21 protein-coding genes are annotated in these 18,429 nt (G+C 44.5%); 20 read left to right on the plus strand and 1 reads right to left on the minus strand.

All coding sequences use genetic code 11. From position 1 onward, the window contains the following. Window positions 1-37: 37 nt before the first annotated feature. Window positions 38-889 (minus strand): aldo/keto reductase, encoded by an 852-nt coding sequence (locus tag DSM2777_RS09290; RefSeq protein WP_061553792.1) that lies wholly within the window; start codon window positions 887-889, stop codon window positions 38-40. Window positions 890-1,344: 455 nt separating this feature from the next. On the opposite strand from DSM2777_RS09290, the gene mqo reads away from it, so the two are divergent. From mqo to DSM2777_RS09385, 20 genes are all read left to right on the plus strand, one after another. After that, the gene (mqo, locus tag DSM2777_RS09295; protein WP_061553793.1) at window positions 1,345-2,997 is read left to right on the plus strand and encodes a malate dehydrogenase (quinone); all 1,653 of its coding nucleotides are present in this window, start codon (window positions 1,345-1,347) and stop codon (window positions 2,995-2,997) included. A gap of 200 nt (window positions 2,998-3,197) precedes the next feature. After that, window positions 3,198-4,511 carry a serine hydrolase domain-containing protein gene (locus DSM2777_RS09300; RefSeq protein ID WP_082790870.1) on the plus strand — a complete coding sequence of 438 codons (1,314 nt, stop codon included), beginning with the start codon at window positions 3,198-3,200 and terminating at the stop codon, window positions 4,509-4,511. 618 nt (window positions 4,512-5,129) lie between these two features. After that, window positions 5,130-5,720, plus strand: coding sequence for a winged helix-turn-helix domain-containing protein (locus tag DSM2777_RS09305; RefSeq protein WP_046457793.1), 591 nt, complete (start codon window positions 5,130-5,132; stop codon window positions 5,718-5,720). Between the two features lie 173 nt (window positions 5,721-5,893). Continuing rightward, the gene (locus DSM2777_RS09310) at window positions 5,894-6,130 is read left to right on the plus strand and encodes a Flp family type IVb pilin (protein ID WP_046457792.1); all 237 of its coding nucleotides are present in this window, start codon (window positions 5,894-5,896) and stop codon (window positions 6,128-6,130) included. A gap of 142 nt (window positions 6,131-6,272) precedes the next feature. Continuing rightward, a complete protein-coding gene (locus DSM2777_RS09315; RefSeq protein WP_061553794.1) occupies window positions 6,273-6,710 on the plus strand; it encodes an A24 family peptidase in 438 nt (145 codons plus the stop codon). A gap of 19 nt (window positions 6,711-6,729) precedes the next feature. Next, entirely contained in the window at window positions 6,730-7,551 is an 822-nt protein-coding gene (locus DSM2777_RS09320) for an SAF domain-containing protein (RefSeq protein ID WP_082790871.1), read from the plus strand. Window positions 7,552-7,598: 47 nt separating this feature from the next. Next, the gene (locus tag DSM2777_RS09325) at window positions 7,599-8,951 is read left to right on the plus strand and encodes a type II and III secretion system protein family protein (RefSeq protein ID WP_418009274.1); all 1,353 of its coding nucleotides are present in this window, start codon (window positions 7,599-7,601) and stop codon (window positions 8,949-8,951) included. Window positions 8,952-8,986: 35 nt separating this feature from the next. Beyond that, the gene (locus tag DSM2777_RS09330; protein ID WP_237087831.1) at window positions 8,987-9,442 is read left to right on the plus strand and encodes a CpaD family pilus assembly protein; all 456 of its coding nucleotides are present in this window, start codon (window positions 8,987-8,989) and stop codon (window positions 9,440-9,442) included. A 12-nt stretch (window positions 9,443-9,454) separates the two neighbouring features. Beyond that, window positions 9,455-10,069: a hypothetical protein gene (locus tag DSM2777_RS24945; protein ID WP_237087832.1), complete on the plus strand. Its 615-nt coding sequence runs from the start codon at window positions 9,455-9,457 to the stop codon at window positions 10,067-10,069. Between the two features lie 5 nt (window positions 10,070-10,074). Continuing rightward, entirely contained in the window at window positions 10,075-10,581 is a 507-nt protein-coding gene (locus tag DSM2777_RS24950; RefSeq protein ID WP_237087833.1) for a hypothetical protein, read from the plus strand. Next, window positions 10,582-11,862 (plus strand): TadA family conjugal transfer-associated ATPase, encoded by a 1,281-nt coding sequence (locus DSM2777_RS09340; protein WP_061553798.1) that lies wholly within the window; start codon window positions 10,582-10,584, stop codon window positions 11,860-11,862. A gap of 3 nt (window positions 11,863-11,865) precedes the next feature. After that, complete coding sequence (locus tag DSM2777_RS09345; protein WP_046457786.1) at window positions 11,866-12,738, plus strand: type II secretion system F family protein; 873 nt, start codon at window positions 11,866-11,868, stop codon at window positions 12,736-12,738. Further along, window positions 12,738-13,577: a type II secretion system F family protein gene (locus DSM2777_RS09350; RefSeq protein WP_061553799.1), complete on the plus strand. Its 840-nt coding sequence runs from the start codon at window positions 12,738-12,740 to the stop codon at window positions 13,575-13,577. Before DSM2777_RS09345 ends, DSM2777_RS09350 begins: the two co-directional genes overlap by 1 nt. Continuing rightward, a complete protein-coding gene (locus DSM2777_RS09355) occupies window positions 13,564-14,301 on the plus strand; it encodes a tetratricopeptide repeat protein (protein WP_046457784.1) in 738 nt (245 codons plus the stop codon). Before DSM2777_RS09350 ends, DSM2777_RS09355 begins: the two co-directional genes overlap by 14 nt. Further along, complete coding sequence (locus DSM2777_RS09360) at window positions 14,301-14,792, plus strand: TadE/TadG family type IV pilus assembly protein (RefSeq protein ID WP_046457783.1); 492 nt, start codon at window positions 14,301-14,303, stop codon at window positions 14,790-14,792. The genes DSM2777_RS09355 and DSM2777_RS09360 overlap by 1 nt, the downstream gene beginning before the upstream one ends. Further along, window positions 14,755-15,342 (plus strand): tight adherence pilus pseudopilin TadF, encoded by a 588-nt coding sequence (tadF, locus tag DSM2777_RS09365; protein ID WP_061553800.1) that lies wholly within the window; start codon window positions 14,755-14,757, stop codon window positions 15,340-15,342. The genes DSM2777_RS09360 and tadF overlap by 38 nt, the downstream gene beginning before the upstream one ends. After that, on the plus strand, window positions 15,343-15,714 hold the full coding sequence (locus DSM2777_RS09370; protein WP_046457781.1) for a hypothetical protein: 372 nt from the start codon (window positions 15,343-15,345) through the stop codon (window positions 15,712-15,714). Further along, window positions 15,690-16,940 carry a TadE/TadG family type IV pilus assembly protein gene (locus tag DSM2777_RS09375; RefSeq protein ID WP_061553801.1) on the plus strand — a complete coding sequence of 417 codons (1,251 nt, stop codon included), beginning with the start codon at window positions 15,690-15,692 and terminating at the stop codon, window positions 16,938-16,940. The genes DSM2777_RS09370 and DSM2777_RS09375 overlap by 25 nt, the downstream gene beginning before the upstream one ends. A 365-nt stretch (window positions 16,941-17,305) precedes the next feature. Continuing rightward, a complete protein-coding gene (locus DSM2777_RS09380) occupies window positions 17,306-17,848 on the plus strand; it encodes a hypothetical protein (protein ID WP_046457779.1) in 543 nt (180 codons plus the stop codon). 53 nt (window positions 17,849-17,901) lie between these two features. Further along, the gene (locus tag DSM2777_RS09385; protein ID WP_046457778.1) at window positions 17,902-18,417 is read left to right on the plus strand and encodes a hypothetical protein; all 516 of its coding nucleotides are present in this window, start codon (window positions 17,902-17,904) and stop codon (window positions 18,415-18,417) included. Window positions 18,418-18,429: the final 12 nt, after the last annotated feature.

Raw genomic sequence — 18,429 nt, forward strand, 5'->3', positions numbered from 1 at the left:
AATTATTTTATTGAGGTAGTTATTCAAAGGAACGGGATTAGACGTCAAGTTTGCGCTGGGTGAGCCATTCCACCATCGCCGGATCGCGGTGGGAGAAAAAGGCGCTGGTCGCGGTGTCCAACGCGGCGATTTGCGTCATGTCAGCATCAGAAAGTGCAAAATCCAGAATGTTGATATTTTCTTCCATCCGCGCTTTGCGAACGGATTTCGCCAACGACACGATGCCTCGCTGATATAGCCAACGCAGCACCACCTGTCCGACGGTTTTGCCATACTGGTTGGCGATAGCCGTTAGTACCGGATGCTGAAACAAACCATTTTTGCCTTCTGCAAAAGGTGCCCAAGCCTCAGGCTTAATATGGCGGCTGTTCATCCACGGCACGGCATGAAGCTGCTGATTAAAGGGATTCACCTCCACCTGATTCACCGCTGGCACAATACGGTTAAACGCCATCAGATCGGCAAGTCTATCGGGATGGAAGTTACTCACGCCGATGGCGCGAATTTTCCCCGCCTGCTGCAACTCCTCCATCGCCCGCCACGCGCCGTGCACGTCGCCATATGGCTGATGAATTAAATACAGATCAACGTAATCAAGCTGTAGACGATTGAGTGAACGCTCGAACTGCGCTTTTGCGCCTTCATAATTGGTATCTTGCAGCCAAAGTTTGGTGGTCACGAAAAGCTCATCGCGAGCAATCCCGCTTTGCCGCAGGGCATTACCCACCTGAGTTTCGTTTTGATAAGAGGCCGCAGTATCAATGAGGCGATATCCCGTTTCGATAGCGTCAATCACCGCACGTTCGCATTCGGTGGCATCAGTCATTTGAAAGACGCCAAAGCCGAGTAAAGGCATTTCGATACCGTTGTTAAGTGTGACCGTTTGCATGATGCAGTCCTCCGTTTGTTACGATAGAGAAAGCATAACGCAAATAGATTTATTCGATTAGATGCCTAAATCCGCTAGGCTTTATGAGTTTAATTCATTAATTGAAGGCGCTGCTATTAATGCAGGATGAACAAAGGTAACCACCTGTTGTTAGGCGACTTTATTCGTTATATGCCTCATCAATGCCGTGAAATAGGAAATCTATTCTGTTTACTATCTCAAAGATATATATCCAGAACAACAGCCCTCAATGAAGGAGGGCTTTACGTACACAACGGTGGTTGATTTATACCCTCATTAAGATTGCTACATTTATCAATGAGCCTTTATTTCGTGAGTTTAGAAACGTGTATAAACCCTAAGGATTAATAGAATTGTGAATGCAATTTTAAATTAAGGTAAAATTGGGTAGCATGTATTCACTGAATATATCTTAGAAATGTAAAATTATTATTATGCCTGCACTAAAAAAGACTATTGTTTCTCTAACCGCGGTCGCGCTGTTCGTCAGCACGGCTACCTGGGCGAAAGATGATGCGACGCAAAAGACCGATTTTCTGCTGATCGGCGGCGGCATCATGAGTGCTTCACTTGGCACTTGGCTACAAGAACTGCAACCTGAATGGAAACAGGTGATGGTAGAGAAACTCGACGGCGTTGCGCTCGAGTCTTCCAACGGCTGGAATAATGCCGGAACGGGCCATTCTGCTAATATGGAACTGAACTACACGCCGGAGCGACCAGATGGCACCATCGATGTCAGCAAGGCGCTGGATATAAACGAACAGTTCATGATCTCCCGCCAATTCTGGTCTGCTCAGGTTAAGCGCGGTGTTTTAAATGATCCTCACGCTTTTATTAATTCCACGCCGCATATGAGTTTTGTTTGGGGCGATAAAAACGTTAACTATCTGCAAAAACGTTACGCTGCCTTGCAGCAAACCACGTTATTCCAAGGCATGAAATTCTCAACCGATCACGCTCAGATCCAACAGTGGGCTCCGCTGGTGATGAACGGTCGCGATGCCAACCAAAAAGTAGCCGCGACGTGGACGCCTGTAGGGACCGATGTTAACTACGGTGAAATTACCCGCCAGCTGATCGGCAGCCTGAAGAAAAACAGCAACTTCTCTTTGCAAACCTCGGCAGAAGTGACTGAATTTAAGCGTAACGATGACAACTCATGGCATGTCACGATCAAAGATATCAACAACGGCAGCGAGCACGCGATTGACGCCAAATATGTGTTTATCGGTGCGGGCGGTGGCGCGTTGAAATTGCTGCAAAAAACAGGGATTTCTGAAGCGGAAAACTATGCCGGTTTCCCTGTCGGTGGCTCTTTCCTGATGACGGAAAATCCTGAGATTACCAAGCAGCATTTAGAAAAAGTGTATGGTCAGGCATCAGTCGGCGCACCGCCGATGTCAGTACCGCATTTAGATGCTCGCTTTATTGATGGTAAACGCGTGGTACTGTTTGGGCCATTTGCGACGTTCTCGACTAAATTCCTGAAAAATGGCTCCATCTTTGACCTGCTGAGCACCACCACAACCAGCAACTTTATTCCAATGACGGATGTCGGCTTGGATAATTTTGATCTGGTTAAATACCTCATTAGTCAGGTTATGCTGAGCGATGATGATCGCTTTGCTTCGCTGAAAGAGTACTACCCACTGGCGCAAAAAGCCGATTGGAAACTCATCCAAGCGGGTCAGCGCGTACAGATCATCAAAAAAGATCCTGAGAAAGGTGGCGTACTGAAGCTGGGTACTGAAGTGGTTGTTGATAAGCAAAGAACAATCTCAGCGTTGTTGGGCGCTTCACCTGGAGCTTCGACTGCCGCACCAATCACGTTGAATGTGATTAAGCAGATGTTCCCAGAACAGTTCAATTCCCCAGAGTGGCAGAGCAAAATCCGCGATATCGTACCTAGCTACGGTCAGAAGCTAAATGGTAACGCGGCGTTAACGCAGAAAACATGGGATGACACCGCGGCAGCGTTGCAATTAACCAAACCACCGGTGATTCAAATGAACGATCAAGGCCATATGGCGATACAGGCGGAAGAAAAACGCCAAGATTCTCCACAGCACGATATGGCGTTGTAAATTGAGATGCCCTCGGCGTTAGCCGGGGGCGTTTATCTGCAAAAACTCTCACTCGATTCCTTTTCAATCCTTTCCAAATCTCAACGAATTTAAACCCACTTTTGTGTGGGATTTCCCCTCACTATCCGCCTCGGTACATCCCTGAACTCGTCGTAAAGTGGCCTTACAAACCAGACCATGATCGAAACTAAGGGAACACCATGACTAATATTAAAACCGGTATCTGCCTGCTGGCATTATGTTTGGGAGCTGCGCTGCAGGTGAATGCAGCGCCAGCGACGAACGATTGTGCCAGCTTGAAACTCGCAGTTTGCCCAGCGCCGACAGACACGCAGCTACCCGATGTCAAAGACATGCTGACGTGGAATCAACAGCAGCGGGTAGTCGGATTTCGTAACGACTATCGCTCCTATGAAGGTGATGTTTTCAAAGCCGGAGAAGCGAAGCCCATCCCGCGGGCGGCACAGGACTTATCTGGTGTAACTTACCAATATCATGGCGTGAACATTGGGTTGAAAGATTACCTCAAGCGCAACAGCGTTACGGGCATGATAGTGATTAAAGATGGCAAAATTGTGTGGGATTATTATGGCCAGGGGAATACGCCAACTACGCTGTGGACATCGCGCTCGGTGGGGAAATCCGTCGTATCAACGCTGGTGGGAGTGGCGCTAAAAGAGGGGAAAATCACCTCGCTAGACGACGAAGTAGTCAAATATAACCCAGATGTACGCGGCACGGCGTGGGAACATGTCACGATACGCCAGCTATTACAGCACACTTCAGGCGTCACCTGGGGCGAAGATTACACCAACCCTAAATCAGATTTTGCGCAACTCACCCAGTGTGAGGCTAACAGCGACACTTATCAGTGTGTTAATAAATTGGTGAAAGACCCACAGCGAAAAGCCTACGCTAAGCCGGGACAGGCATGGTCTTACTCATCAGGCGGGGCGTGGTTGCTGGGTGATACGCTAGAAAAAGCGACCGGAAAATCCTTGGCGCAGAACCTGCAAGAAAAGATTTGGCAGCCCGACGGAATGATCCACGATGGTGTATGGCACAGCTATCAGTTGGGCAAGCACGATGTTGGCGCCCATGGATTTAACGCCACGCTTGAAGATTGGGGCAAGTTTGGCCTGTTTATTATGAATGACGGCGTGCTGCCTGATGGAACCAAAATGTTGCCCGACCATTGGGTGATGGATGCACGCACATGGAACCGAGCAGAGAAATCGGTGACCGCAGCGCACCCTGATGGTAGCTACGGCTATGAATGGTGGAATAATAGTGTTCCCGCCAATGCCGTTAACGTAGGGCCAAAGCAGGGGTTAGAAAGCAAAGATACCCTGTGGGCGCTAGGCATTTTTGGTCAGATGATCGTTGTGAATCAAAAAGAGAAACTGGTTATCGTGCAATGGTCCACATGGCCACAGGCGGAACCCTCCTTCAGCGCACAGCCGCTTGAGGCCTCGCTGATGTTTAATGCTATCGCTAATCATTTAGCTAAATAGCAAGACTCATGTTCTGATGTTTAAACCACGCTTAGGCGTGGTTTTTTTATATTTAAGACCTTGGCATTGGGGAAGTAAGAGTGCGTTCTATACACGCAAAAATGGCGTAGAAACATGGAAAAACCGTGCCCAACCTTGCAGATATCTTCAATAACTCTCAGTAAATAATTATAAATCTCGTGAGGTTCAGTATTTTCTTATTAATAATTTTCGCCAAGAGTATAGATTATACCTTGTGGTAAAGAATTAAGCGTTCTAAAAACTATAGTGCTATTTAAATTCCTAAAGAATATTGTGATTTATAACGGTTATATTTTTTATCAACACGAGGTTATCTATGGTTATTTTGAAATAGTGATAATGATTAATCTTTATTTCGAATTGTCGCGATCTTACATCCTTTTAAAAAAGATATATTGATATAATTCCGCTATATTATTCTTAATTTTTATGAATGAGATTAAATGAGGTCTATAGGGTTTATTCGAATATTTCTCTCTTGTATAATTCGAGCTTAAATAGGCTATTCGATAAGAAAGATGAGGATAATGAGATTCTGTTTTTTACAGCGAAGGCTAATAATAGTGAAGATCTAAGTCACACTGGAGCTTACGGCTAATGAATGATGTAAGTAAGGATGACACGATATTCATCCTTGGGGATGGCATTCGGTTTGAGCCTGAAAAGCGTTGTCTGATAAATGACTTTGGCACAGTGATTAACCTGCCAGAAAATAGCTATCGGTTTTTGCTTCTTCTATTGGAAGGCGAAACTGATAAACAAAATATTATCAACCAGGTATGGCATGAGCAGCGAGGTTCGGTTAGTGACAGTAGCTACTATGGCCAAATCTATATGTTGAGAAAGTCATTTGAACAGATCGGTCTTTCAAGCGCATTTATAAAAACGATCCCCAGAAAAGGGGTTAAGTATATGGGGAGCGTGCTGCGTGAAAAAGAGTTCCTATCCGTTAGTAACTCAGAGGAAAAAACGCCAGCACTATCTTTAGCTACATCGATTGGAATGGGGGACGCGCTAACATCTCCCTTAGAGAACATAGGATATACACACCGTAAGGAGTCATCAAATAGCGGCAAAGAATGGTATCACTCGCGTCGCTGGAATGTTTTTATCTCAGTATTATCACTGCTTGCAGTGTGCTGGATTTCGACCCTTGTCGTTGTGGTTATCCTATTTTTTGCTAAATAACTCTCATTGTTGTTTATCAATCATAAATTATAAAAACAAATATGACCTCAATAAGGACTCTTAAGGCCCATTATATTTTAATAGCTCCGTCGTTACCTATGGGGCATCGGCAAGAACAAGATGGTTATTAACACGCCACCGAAATGGCGGATTTAAATTTACAAGGAATATCAATGAATACTTTTTTGACTAAATGTTATGTGGCTGCTCATATTCGTTTTCATGAGTTTGGTAAAGATCAGCGTGGTGTCACTGCGATTGAATATGCATTAATTGGTGTTGCCATGGCGACTCTGTTGGCATTTATTCTGGGCGATCAAGACTCCGGTTTCTTGGGCGCGTTGAAGGACACGTTCGAGAAAATTAAAGAGGCAATTGAAAGCGTTACTATCAGCAAAACTACGCCTTAAGGAAAGACAAAATCTTAACGTGATAACAATAAGTTAGAACGTATTTTTTGTAAGACTCTCTGTTTAGCAGCAAGAAAATCATGGACGATATTCTTGCTGCATTTTTGTCGATTATCATAATAACTAAAGTGGGAATGCACACATGGTGTGGTTAATCAAAGCTAATTTTATTGTCGTCGGCATAATATTGATCTTCATTATGTGGCAGGACATTTTATTTAGAAAGATTACACACACGAGTCTTTTGTTACTCGCCATATTTCTGTTGCCATTGATCCTACTGCAAACTCACCTGCCTAATCTTATGCTCGGCCTCATCGCTTTAGTCGGAGGTTTTATCCTTTTCATCGCCCGCTTATGGGGCGGTGGTGATGCAAAACTGGTTGCCGTATTAGCGCTTGCTTTTCAGGGAAGCGTGTTTTATGACTTCTTATTTTTAACCGCATTTCTCGGTGGCGTTATCGCTATTATTGGTTTTGCTTTTTTCCGCAACAATCTGCGTAGTCACGGCGTGCCATACGGTGTCGCTATTTCTTTGGCATTTATTCTTATCTATCCCGTGCCATCTTTTTATCATTAATCCTGCTTAGGACATCTCAATGAACCATCGCATGCTTTTTTTTCTTTCAATAATTGTTATTGCAGTTGGTATTACCGGCATTTTTGTGCAAAAGAAAACGCCAGAAGTCTCTGAGGTCAAATCCGCACCTCAAGCAAGCCATACCATCATGGTTGCTGAGGCAATAAGAGAATTAAAACCTTATGACATCTTAGGTCGTGATGATTACAAAATAACATCGATTGAGATCTCCAAAGAAAGCAAAGATCGCCGTGATATTTCCTCATTAGATAACGGAGATCTTCAGGGATACTTAATTAGACACAATATATCAAAAGGCAGCATTATTTTACCTGAAATGGTGGAGTCACCGAAGAGTCCCACGTTCTCAGCCCACTCACTGAGAAGCAATGAGACACCTTACAGCTATAAAATTAAGTCGGAAGATGAGTATCTTCTTTCCTCTCTTTCTATTGGTGATGAGGTTTCTCTCTACATTCGATTAGTTGAAGTGGATAAAAGCAAAAAAAATAATATCGGACTGGTCACTGAGGGCAGCAATAGCCCAGATAAAAATATGAAGCGTTATGCCATTAGCCGTGTGATGGGGCCGATCTCTATTGTTGATATTAAAAAAATGCCCAAAGCAACCTCGAAGAATTACAACGGGGATGACTCTGTAGGAACGGTAGTCTTGAGGCTTGACAGCCAACAGTTATCCGAACTTAAGGTCGTTGAGAAGGCTGGTGAGATCTTATTATTCCCGTTTGATGAATATGAGGATGAGAGCAACCAAAAAATTAGAATGGATGAAGTGTTACCCCAATTTAATTCCGTTAAAGAGTTGAGAGGTGGAGAGTGAGTTTTTGTCTAGTAACGAAAAAAAATAAATACAAAAAAGCAGGATATGTGAATTCGAAAGTTTCATGGTTGCTGGGTATGACGGGATTATTTCTCTCCTATGGCGTGCATGCCCAAGAGGTATACATGGAGGCTGGCGAATCTCAGGTTATTCAGGTTGATGGAAGTATTGACACTATTTTTATCTCAGCACCTAAAGTTGCTGACTATGAAATTATTGGTGACCGCGGTGTCATGGTGTATGCCAAAAGCGACGGCCAAACCGATCTTATTGCTTTTGATAAAAATGGCGACCAGCTCATTAAAACGACGCTCGTGGTTGATCCTATTTTGAGTGCAGTACAAAAAAAGGTCGGCCAGCTGGTGCCGGATAGTCAAATTTCGATTCAAAAAGTGGGTAAAACCTACATTTTGAATGGAACCGTGCCCACAGAAGAAGACCGCGACCGTGTTTATCAAATCGTGGGTGAAGGCGTGGGCGCTAAACGCACAGCGAATAAAAAAGATGTACCGAGCACGAGCGGTGGAAGCGGTGGTGGAAGCGAGGGCAGCAATGCTTGGCTCGATGAGGTGGTTTATCAGGAAGTGATCAACAAGCTAAAACTGCCGACCACCAATCAGGTCAACGTAAAGCTCTCGGTCGTCGAGGTGACTAAGACATTCAGCGATAACGTGGGCATCGACTGGGGAACCATCAGTGGCACCAGCGGCAATATCACACCAGGCACATTCCGCTTTGTGAAATTCAACGCCGACACGCTGAGCTCGCTGGTGCATGCCATCAGCAATGACTCGATAGCGCGCGTGCTGGCTGAGCCGAATCTTTCCGTATTGTCGGGCGAATCCGCTGAGTTTCTGGTCGGCGGCGAAGTGCCGGTAGTCACCAGCTCTGCCAATGGTTCTAACGTCCAATATAAGGATTTTGGTATCAAGCTCAACGTGGGCGCTAAAGTCAGCAGTAGCCAACGCATCCGCGTGACGCTGGGTGAAGAGGTCAGCAACGTCGATAGCACCTACAGCACTAACGCCGGTGACTCGTTCCCCGCATTTCAAACGCGTCGCGCAAAAACCACCGTTGAGCTGGCCGACGGAGAAAGTTTCCTGCTCGGCGGCCTTATCAGCAATAACGAGCGCGAAGATCTGTCTCGCTTACCGTTTATTGGTGATGTACCGATTCTCGGGGCGCTATTTAGAAATGCCAAAACCGAGCGCACACGCGGCGAACTGGTGGTGGTGGCCACCGTTAATCTGGTTAAACCCGTCACCATGCGCGATATCGTTTTGCCTGATTTTCAACGCACCTCAACGCTTGCTCGTTTTATGAATTTTGAAGGCATTAGCAATCTACGCGATAGAAAACTGGCTGAAGGTTTTGTCGAGCAAGGAGGGTTTATTAAATGAGGATCTCCCATCTATTCCATGGTGCGCTTTTATTCATGATGATGGCATCGCCTGCTGGTTGGGCTAGCCAATTAGAAAAGCATGGCTCACCACAAATAACCGAGCAGATTATTGAGCTGGCTTCAAACGACCAAATTTCTAAAGAAATTGCGGTTGGCAAAGTGATTAACCAAGCCAGCGGGGGATTTAATGGCTATATCCGCCTGGAATGGTTTGATGATGAATTTTCAGCCACGGCCAAACAGGTGAGGCAAGACCTGATTGCCAAAGGCATCACGCCGGAGAGGATCTCTTTATCCTATCAGGGCGGCGGTTATCGCACTAAAGAGGCGTCGGGTATTCAGGTTCATATTCAAAAAATTATTCTACGTTTACCTGAGTGTCGGTATTCGACACAGAATTATAAATTCGATCTTTATGATGATACGGGATGTGCAATTAACAATAATCTCGCCTCCTCATTAGTTAGCCCATATAAATATTATTTCTGAGGAAGCGCAAATATGCTGTTATTCCCACAAAAGGACGATGTTAAGTCAGCGCAGAATGAGAAAGCATTTTATGTTTTATCCTCGCGAAAGGTCATTAATGAAGAGCTAAGTCAATTATTGCGATTAGCCGGTTTTAATCAGGTCACTAGCGTACTGCAAGATTTAGATTCAAACCCTAACCTTGCTATCTCTGAAAAAGACTATGGCATTGTTATTGATATTGGCCGCCAAGAATATATCGATAACATTGTACCGGCGATTTTAGCCATGGTACCGCGTGGCGTATGGTGCTGCGTGGTGGGCGACAGCGATTCAATTATGCTGGCGCAGGCCTTCTTGCGCGACGGGATCCAATATTTCAATTTAAATTCTCAGCGTGAGCTTTTTGTTCAGTCGGCTATTTCGAGCACCAACCTAAAATCAATGCGTTGGGCGGTAAGCATTAGCATATTGGGCTGTAAAGGCGGGGTGGGTAATAGCTCTATTGCTTACCAGACCATCAGTAATATTGTGCAGGCCAAAGCAATGCCTTCGCTCTTTGTTCAGGGAGCCAACGGTTCACGTGACCTTGATTTGCTTACGGGCAAAAAAATGGTGCAGGAAATTGTGGCTGGGCAAAAAATTTAGATCTCATGAGTAGCGGTAGTCAGCTCTATCCCGATCTCTCGTTAGATAGCTTCCAAAAATATAACTTCGTGCTGTTTGAAGAAGCCATTAATACCGCTAATAAAGAAACGCTGCGTCAGCTGGTTGAAAGCTCATCGTGTTTGGTTTTAGTGATGGATCGTTCAATGGCATCCGTGCGCGTTGCGCGCGGCATGATTGAAGTGGTTGAGTCGCTCAATCGATCTCAGCTTGCACCACGTCGGTTATTTATATGCCTGAATGACAGTCGGCCATTTAGCATGAATATGCTGAGTATTGAAGACTTACAATCGCTATTAGGGCGACCGCTTGATGTGGTCTTTCCCTATAACAAACAAAAAGAGGGCGTCACACGTTTTGTTGGACTCAGTCGCAAAATTGCACCTATTGACCAGCTCACCCGTTTAATCCTTGGCGGCGCGCCGATCCATAAGGGATCGCTGATCAACCGCTTGGTGAAAAATGGGCTCTTGAAAAAAAGTCAGGTGGCATAAATGGATATCAGCATTGAAGTTCAAGAAGCCCTGCGCGATGGCGTATTACAAAATATCGAGATTAATACCATTGAAGCATTAGTTGGCGACCGCCTACAGCTGCTCGCCGAAATGAATCGTGTGCTGGAACGTGTGGTTGAACAGCAAAACATCTATTTAAATTCCCAAAACCAAAATAGTTTTGCTGAAATGATGGCGGATGAAATTCTTGGCTACGGTCCATTAAGACCACTGCTGGAAGACGAAACCGTCAGTGATATTTTGGTTAATGGCCCTGAGAATATTTATATCGAGCGAGCGGGCAAGCTAGAGCTCACAAAATGCCGCTTTATTAACAATAACCAATTAACGGACATTGCCAAACGGTTGGTACAACGTGTCGGTCGTCGTCTCGATGAAGGGCGGCCATTGGTCGATGCGAGGTTACATGACGGCAGTCGTTTAAACGTGGCGATTCCGCCCATTGCATTAGACGGAACCTCTATTTCGATCCGTAAATTTGGTAAAAGCAATATTGAATTATCAGATCTTATCCGAATGAACGCCATGAGTGGGCAGATGGCCAATTTCCTGATTATCGCTGCTCGGTGTCGAGTCAATATTATTATTTCTGGCGGGACAGGCTCGGGGAAAACCACGCTGCTTAATGCGCTGTCAAAGTATATCGACCCTAGCGAACGTATTATTACTATGGAAGATGCGGCAGAGTTACGCATGATGCAGCCCCATGTTTTAAGGATGGAGATGCGCTTGGCGGGGGTCGAAAACACCGGCCAAATTACGATGCGAGCGTTATTGATTAACTCACTGCGAATGCGACCCGACCGCATTATTGTCGGGGAGTGCCGTGGCGAAGAATCATTTGAAATGCTTCAGGCAATGAATACGGGCCATGATGGTTCTATGTCAACACTGCATGCCAATAACCCTCGAGATGCCATTTCGCGTTTGGAGAATATGGTCATGATGGCTGGAATGAATATTCCCATAGAGTCAATCCGTCGCAATATTGTCTCTGCTATTAACATCGTTATTCAAGTATCGAGATTAAATGATGGCAGCCGAAAAGTAATGAACATTAGTGAGGTTATGGGGATTGAAGGCGATCGTGTAATTCTGCAGGATATTTTTACTTTTCAAAGTCAATCAGATCGTGACGAAAATGGAAAAATCAAAGGCGAGTTTATCAATCATGGTCTGTTAATGCGTTCTACGGTGATGCGCAATGCGGTGATGTTCAACGTGAGCGATGACCTAAAGCATATATTTGGCATGGAGTGAGAGATGTCTTTTCTGATTCTATTTATTGGCTTGGTAGTCTTTAGCTTTAATTTTTACAACTGGCGAAAGCTTACCAAGATAGCCTCTAAAAGTACGTTTAACCCCAGACAATCCCTTGTATTTAGCTATATCAAAAATACGTGGCAAGAGTGGAAGCTTTATGCCCTAGGGGATTACAGTCTGAAAGGTATGAAGGGCGGAATAATTGCTTTCTTGCTGCTGCTGGTGTTGCTATTCCTGAATGCCAATTGGCTACAGTTTGATGTTTCTTTTTTTCTGCCTGTGACGTTAATCGTTATGTTTATTGCACAGCTGCGAATTGGACGCAGCCTGCATCGACGCTATTTTGAAGACCGTTTTCCTGAAGTGCTATCGGTGGTGAATGCGGCGGTATCAGCGGGCAATAGCATCCATCAGGCACTACATCGCTGTGGTGAAGGTATTGATGGCGACTTGGGGGCGACGTTTCATCGTATCGATCGTCGTTTAAATCTTGGTGAAGAACCCGAGCGTGTCTTTAATGATGCATGGCAAAACTACCGCTATCGAGAGTTTTATTTCTTTGTGGTGGTGATGCTCGTCAGCCTGCAACACGGTGGTCAGCTGCGCACCTTAATTGGCCGGTTATCTCGGATTGTGAATAACAGCAAAAATATGGCGCGGCGAAAATCTGCCATGACCTCTGAGGCCAGAACCTCGGCCAAAATCGTGGCGTCGATTCCATTGCTATTTTTCTGCGGCATGAAGTATTTCAGCCCGCAAAACTTTGATTTTGTGGTTCACGATCCTATTGGTCGCCTGATTCTTTATTACGTCATTGCCAGTGAGGCGATCGGCATGATCATCATCTGGATTTTGCTAAGAAGGGCGCTCTAATGACGATACTGTATTTGGTGATGTTACTTCTCGGTGTTTTGTTGGTGCTGGTGGCGATACGCCAACAGCAGCACTGGAAGAAACAGCGAGATATTATTGAGCCGAAAAAAGAGGGCAAACAGCAGAATCAGTTTTCCATTATCGACTATCGCGCAATGATTATTAGCAATAGCACTTGGCTAACCTTTCTGGATGAGTTGGAGAAAAGCCTGCCGTTAAAAGCACGTATTTGTGGTGCTATTGGCGGTGTATTGCTGCTTCTTACTTTTATTGGCGTTCTCTCCATCAGCATGAAAGTACTCGCCATGATCATGTTATTTGTATTCATGATTATTTTAGTGCTACCGGCCATGATGCTAAAACCTGCGATTAATACGCGAATCAAACTCATGATGGATGCGCTTCCCTATTTTGTTGATTTGATCGCCGTATGTGTTCAAGCAGGGATGACGGTGGAGAGTTCTGTGAAATTCATTGCTGAACGCTCTGACGATCTGGATAAGAATTTGGCCGACTTAATGTCGCATTTAGTCAGACGAGCCGAAGTGAGTGGTTTGGAAGAGGGATTAACGGATCTGTATCGCTCAATGGATATGACTGAAATGCGCATGTTTTGTGCCACGCTGCAACAAAGTGTCCATTACGGAACCTCGTTGTATGAAAATCTGATGGAACTCTCTAAAGATATTCGCGATATGCAGCTGCTGAGTTCGGAAGAAAAAATAGGCAAGCTGTCAGCCAAAATGAGCGTGCCTCTTATTCTTTTTATTATGTTCCCTATTACTATTCTGATTGCTGCACCAGGTATTCTAAGGATTATGCAAAATGCGAATTTCTAAAAAAATTACGATGGGACTTCTGTGTGTCGCGTTATTAAGCGGATGTGTGCAACGAACGCCAACTTCTACGAGTGATATGAATTATCAAGAGGATATTCTACTCAAAGCAAAAAATTATAATGGCCTGATTAACCTTTACCGTAGCTGGCTGAAGAAAAAAGAAGATCCTGCCGCACGTCTTAAACTCGCGCGTTATTACTACCAGTCAGGTGATTACAAGTCATCGATCTATTTTATGCAGCCGCTATTTAAAACACCGGATCTGAATGTTTATACCCTACAGGCGCAAAATATGATCGCACTAGGCGATTATCCTCAGGCTATCCGCGTCACTGAAAAGATGTTGCAGCGTGAACCTCAGAGTGCAGAAGCCTATAACCTTAAAGGAATTGCGTTGGCTCAGTCAGGAAAGCTCACTGAAGGTTATGCGGCGATTGAGAAATCACGCAGCTTATTTATTGCGGATGATGTCGCCATTAATAATATGGCGATGATCGCGATTTTAGACCACCGCTATCAAGACGCGGTGAGTCTGTTGTTGCCGCAGTATTTACGCGGGCGCAAGCAATCTCAGCTTCTGCATAATTTGGTCTTATCTTTGGTTAAGGTCGGCGATCGTCGTTATGCCAGAGATATTATTCAAAATGAGAGTTTATCAGAAAAAAGTGATGAATTAATTGATGCCTTGGCAATGATTAATCCGGCTGAAAAAGGAATTGGATAATGAAACAATGTAAAAATTTCGCCAGAAATAATAAAGGAGCGGCCACCATTGAGTTTGCTTTGACCATTATACTTTTTATTACCTTAGTCCTATTCGTTGCTGAGATTGCAAGAATGGCCTACATATCCTCCGTGATTGATTTAGCCGTTTCTGAAGCGGCTAAGGAATCTAAGAATGCGTCAGCCTCCGATAATGGAGGCTATGACAACCGCTTTCAGACACGTATTACTGAACAAGGTGGCGCAATATGGGGATTTCTTACCCGCCCTGATGCCGTCACGATGAACATTACTTATGCCGACTCAATAAATGACATGATTAATACCGGTGGTAGTGCAGGTAACTCTCGTTACAAACCACTGGCCCGTTATTACTTGGAATATAAGTATTCACCGATGTTTTTTCCATTCCCAGAAATTTGGGTTGATAACTTATTAAATAGGGAGGTGATTTTTGTTCAAGAATATGAACGTTCTAAATTTATGGACTGATAGACGCGCAGCAGTATCCGTTGAGTTTGTTCTCATTTCTATTGCATTGATATTTTTCATTTTCTTTCTCACCGATCTGGTGATCCGTCAGGCAACGATTGGGAAATTAGACCGTGTTTCCTATTCAGTCGCGGGTATTTTGCGTGAAAGAATACAGTTATATGACGCAAGAGAAACGCTCAGCCAGCAGGATGTTGACGCAACGGCAGAACTGGCGAAAAAAATTCTCACGGATATGAATAGCACTATCGATCTTTCTCAAATGAGCTTACACGTTGAAGAAATGCACTTTGAGGATCCGATTCGTCTTGGCGATGACAGAAAGCAGATCAAGCTCTATAAAACGTGGGATAGCGGCAGCGCGGGACAATGCACGCCCCCGCAGCCACTTAACGAACAGCAGCAGCTCACGCCGCGCGGTAGTTACGGAAGGTGGGTGCCGCTGTATCAGGTGACCGTTTGTTTGCCGACGTTTAGCTGGTTTACGCGTTTAACGTCGACGGAAGAGACGCCCTTAATGTCTTCTTTTGCCATTGTGATGTTGCGATAGATGATGCGCTACGGATTTTTATTTAGCCTACTGTTCTTTTTTACTCCCGCTCACGCGGCAAAGAATCAGGCTGTTATTTTTATTGATTCATCCAAGGTAAATCAGCAGGCATTAATTGGTGAAATAAACCAAATGCTTTTTTACAGCCCAACGCTGAGGGCGAAGATTAGCATTAACGTTTTTGATATCAACCCTGATGGACCAGAGTTCATCGGAGAGATTAAATATATCCATGACCGGACTGGACGTGCCGTCGCGCAATATCGTCCGGGGCCGTTGCCTTTTTTAATTTGTCAGACTGGAAAGAAAGTCAGCAGCCGTGGAACCTTGAATACTAAGGAGCAACTATGTTTGTGTACCAATCATTGTTAGCCAGTATCCGACGCTTTAAACAGGATCGTAGTGGGGCATTTGCGATTAGTTTCGTCATGATGTCTGGTTTTTTACTCAGTATGGCGGCTTTTGGACTGGAAGGATCGCGCTATATTACCGAGCGCGCACGTCTTTCTGATGCGATGGAACAAGCCGCCCTGGCATTAACCGCAGAAGATAACGGCGACGGTGCGCAGCGAAATTATGATCTGTCGAGTGACTATTTTCGCGCCTATATGCGTCATGACGTTGACGTGTTTAAACCCACTGTCATTGTGAAAAGCGGTATTTCACCGAATAACCAAAATCTGTCCTACGTGGAATATCGCGTCAGCGGGCAGACGCTACAGGACTCTTGGTTTTCTTCTACTTTTTTCCCGAGTTTTGATGCTCAAGTGGTTATCGGTGATAACGGCGCTGCGCGTAAATTTCGTTCAAATATGGACGTTATTTTTGTGACTGATTTTTCTGGCTCAATGAACGACGGATTCGGCGGCAGCAATAAGCTGACTGAATTAAAACGTATTGTATTAAAGCTGTCGGATGAGCTGTTTTCCTACAATATAGACAATAAAGTCGGATTTATTCCTTTTGGCTGGGGCGGTAAAGAGGGTGCAAACTGTGATTTCCCTTTTGTCAGCACTGGCCCAGTGCCACCGGATATACTTTCCGGCGGTAATTACAAAGCGTTAGAGCAATATGTGAACATTGCGGGCAGCGTGGCAGCGATTCCCAATCCTGTGCATGATATTCAAATCCCGCTTTCAGCCGTTAGCTCAGGCACCTGTTTAGAACAAAGTTCTTCGTGGAAAGTGCCGCTGACCAGCAATCCTAGCGAAATTAATCAAATTAATAATATGACAGCCTCCGGTGGTACGTTGGTGAGCTCTGGCGTTCTACTGGGAGTCCCTTATTTAGCCTCAGGAACGGCCTCACGTAAGGTTATGGTGATAGTCTCAGACGGCACTGACGATCCGAGTGATGTTCATATTACGCCAAACCTGATTGGAGCAGGCATGTGCGATAAGATCCGCCAAGTACTCAGCACGAATGAGTCTGTCGGCAAAATTTCATTTATCGGGATTGCTTATTCTCCTACCGTTGATTGGAAAAGCTGCGTGGGTGATAAAAACTTCTATCTTCCTCAGACGATTAGCGAGTTAGAAGACGACTTACGGCGAGCCGTATTTGAAGAGGTCGGGCATAATATTCTTAAAGATAATTAAATTTCATCTTAATTCATTCGTCTTACTTGCATTGCTTTAATTACTGCTGAAGCTTTGTGAGGAAAAGTGAGGTTTTTTTCAAGAATTAAATTAATCCATTTTGTAAGCTTGCTTTCGTAATATAACGACGCCGATATGTAAAAAGGTAAATGTGTAATAAGGATTATTGCATCGCAACGTTAAATGGGAAAGTGAACGTTTATTTGACGATGCGTAATACCTTTGCTCAGTCTTGTTGTCTGCCTATTACGCAATGAAACAGAATAGAACGGATAAATATTATTGTGGGGAAACGCTTTATTTTCCTGTGAGGTATTGCTCTATCTGTAAAGAGAAATTTTATATAACAAGGATTTAATTTTTAAATGAAAACCAAAACTATGTTGTCTGTATTGGCCGGTTTAGTGATGTCTGCTTCTGCAATGGCATCTACACCTGCCAGCTATGATACCAAATTCAACGTTAGTGCTAACGTTCCTGATAGTGCAACCATCACCGATCCAGGTGGACGTCCTATTACTGATATGGACGTAGAGCTGACGCCAGCGGCATCAGGCTACATGGAAGCACAAACCTCGGCGTTGAAACTCTGGAACAACGACGTGACCAAGCTGGAAGTCGCGCTGACCATGGATGACAGCCAATCTGTTACCGGCGACGCGTTCACCCTGTATAGCACTCAGGGCGGCACGCTCAACGATATGACCTATAAAATCAGCAGCATTACTTCTGCCGGGAGCCAGGAGTTCGCTGCATCGGGTGATTCCAAGGACTTTACTCTGAATGCAAACGGCACTCACGGCGAACTGCCAGTGATGTTTAAATTTGTCTCAGATAAAACCTATGACTCATTGGGCCAAGGTCGTTATACCGGCGTTGTATACGCTAACGTAAATGCCAAGCCTTAATCCTCTTCATTAAATCAGGCCAGGGCCAGCATTATGCTGGCCCTGTTTAAAACATGATTAAAAATAACTGTGCCGCCGGAATTATTACCGTGCTTTTGTTATGGAGTCAGGCAGCGTTATCGATACCCAACTCACAGGTTGATTTGGATATCTCTGCTGAGTCGATAGCAAGAATTGCCTTGTATTATGAAGATAAACCTCTGAGTGGTAACGAGTTCGACTTTCCATTACCAATTAACGGTATCTCTCAGAAATTTGAAAAAACCTCGAGTTTCTTTCACCTAGTGGGAAATGTAGATAATGCTGAGATTGTTTTTTTAGAGAAACAATTCGTGCTACCTCAGGTGTTTGGCGGAAATACCCATATTAATCTTGATGGGAGCTTTATTCATCAGGGAATTGAAAGCGACGCGACTAAAAATCTACCCATGCCCGTTTTAAAAAACATCAGTCAGGCCACGACGGCAAATGGCGTAAAGGTTAAATTTATTTCTGAACTGCTAGCCGGAAATTATACCAAGGGTAAATACGCAAATACCTTTACATTAATTGTAATGCCTATTTTATAGATAGAGACAGAG

It is taken from the genome of Obesumbacterium proteus, from assembly GCF_001586165.1.
GTDB classification, from domain to species: Bacteria; Pseudomonadota; Gammaproteobacteria; order Enterobacterales; family Enterobacteriaceae; genus Hafnia; species Hafnia protea.

Excerpts from the sequence above, each read along its gene's own strand:
- DSM2777_RS09290 (WP_061553792.1), bottom strand. The coding sequence starts at position 889 with ATGCAAACGGTCACACTTAACAACGGTATCGAAATGCCTTTACTCGGC.
- mqo (WP_061553793.1), top strand. The coding sequence starts at position 1,345 with ATGCCTGCACTAAAAAAGACTATTGTTTCTCTAACCGCGGTCGCGCTG.
- DSM2777_RS09300 (WP_082790870.1), top strand. The coding sequence starts at position 3,198 with ATGACTAATATTAAAACCGGTATCTGCCTGCTGGCATTATGTTTGGGA.
- DSM2777_RS09305 (WP_046457793.1), top strand. The coding sequence starts at position 5,130 with ATGAATGATGTAAGTAAGGATGACACGATATTCATCCTTGGGGATGGC.
- DSM2777_RS09310 (WP_046457792.1), top strand. The coding sequence starts at position 5,894 with ATGAATACTTTTTTGACTAAATGTTATGTGGCTGCTCATATTCGTTTT.
- DSM2777_RS09315 (WP_061553794.1), top strand. The coding sequence starts at position 6,273 with ATGGTGTGGTTAATCAAAGCTAATTTTATTGTCGTCGGCATAATATTG.
- DSM2777_RS09320 (WP_082790871.1), top strand. The coding sequence starts at position 6,730 with ATGAACCATCGCATGCTTTTTTTTCTTTCAATAATTGTTATTGCAGTT.
- DSM2777_RS09330 (WP_237087831.1), top strand. The coding sequence starts at position 8,987 with ATGATGATGGCATCGCCTGCTGGTTGGGCTAGCCAATTAGAAAAGCAT.
- DSM2777_RS24945 (WP_237087832.1), top strand. The coding sequence starts at position 9,455 with ATGCTGTTATTCCCACAAAAGGACGATGTTAAGTCAGCGCAGAATGAG.
- DSM2777_RS24950 (WP_237087833.1), top strand. The coding sequence starts at position 10,075 with ATGAGTAGCGGTAGTCAGCTCTATCCCGATCTCTCGTTAGATAGCTTC.
- DSM2777_RS09340 (WP_061553798.1), top strand. The coding sequence starts at position 10,582 with ATGGATATCAGCATTGAAGTTCAAGAAGCCCTGCGCGATGGCGTATTA.
- DSM2777_RS09345 (WP_046457786.1), top strand. The coding sequence starts at position 11,866 with ATGTCTTTTCTGATTCTATTTATTGGCTTGGTAGTCTTTAGCTTTAAT.
- DSM2777_RS09350 (WP_061553799.1), top strand. The coding sequence starts at position 12,738 with ATGACGATACTGTATTTGGTGATGTTACTTCTCGGTGTTTTGTTGGTG.
- DSM2777_RS09355 (WP_046457784.1), top strand. The coding sequence starts at position 13,564 with ATGCGAATTTCTAAAAAAATTACGATGGGACTTCTGTGTGTCGCGTTA.
- DSM2777_RS09360 (WP_046457783.1), top strand. The coding sequence starts at position 14,301 with ATGAAACAATGTAAAAATTTCGCCAGAAATAATAAAGGAGCGGCCACC.
- DSM2777_RS09370 (WP_046457781.1), top strand. The coding sequence starts at position 15,343 with ATGATGCGCTACGGATTTTTATTTAGCCTACTGTTCTTTTTTACTCCC.
- DSM2777_RS09375 (WP_061553801.1), top strand. The coding sequence starts at position 15,690 with ATGTTTGTGTACCAATCATTGTTAGCCAGTATCCGACGCTTTAAACAG.
- DSM2777_RS09380 (WP_046457779.1), top strand. The coding sequence starts at position 17,306 with ATGAAAACCAAAACTATGTTGTCTGTATTGGCCGGTTTAGTGATGTCT.
- DSM2777_RS09385 (WP_046457778.1), top strand. The coding sequence starts at position 17,902 with ATGATTAAAAATAACTGTGCCGCCGGAATTATTACCGTGCTTTTGTTA.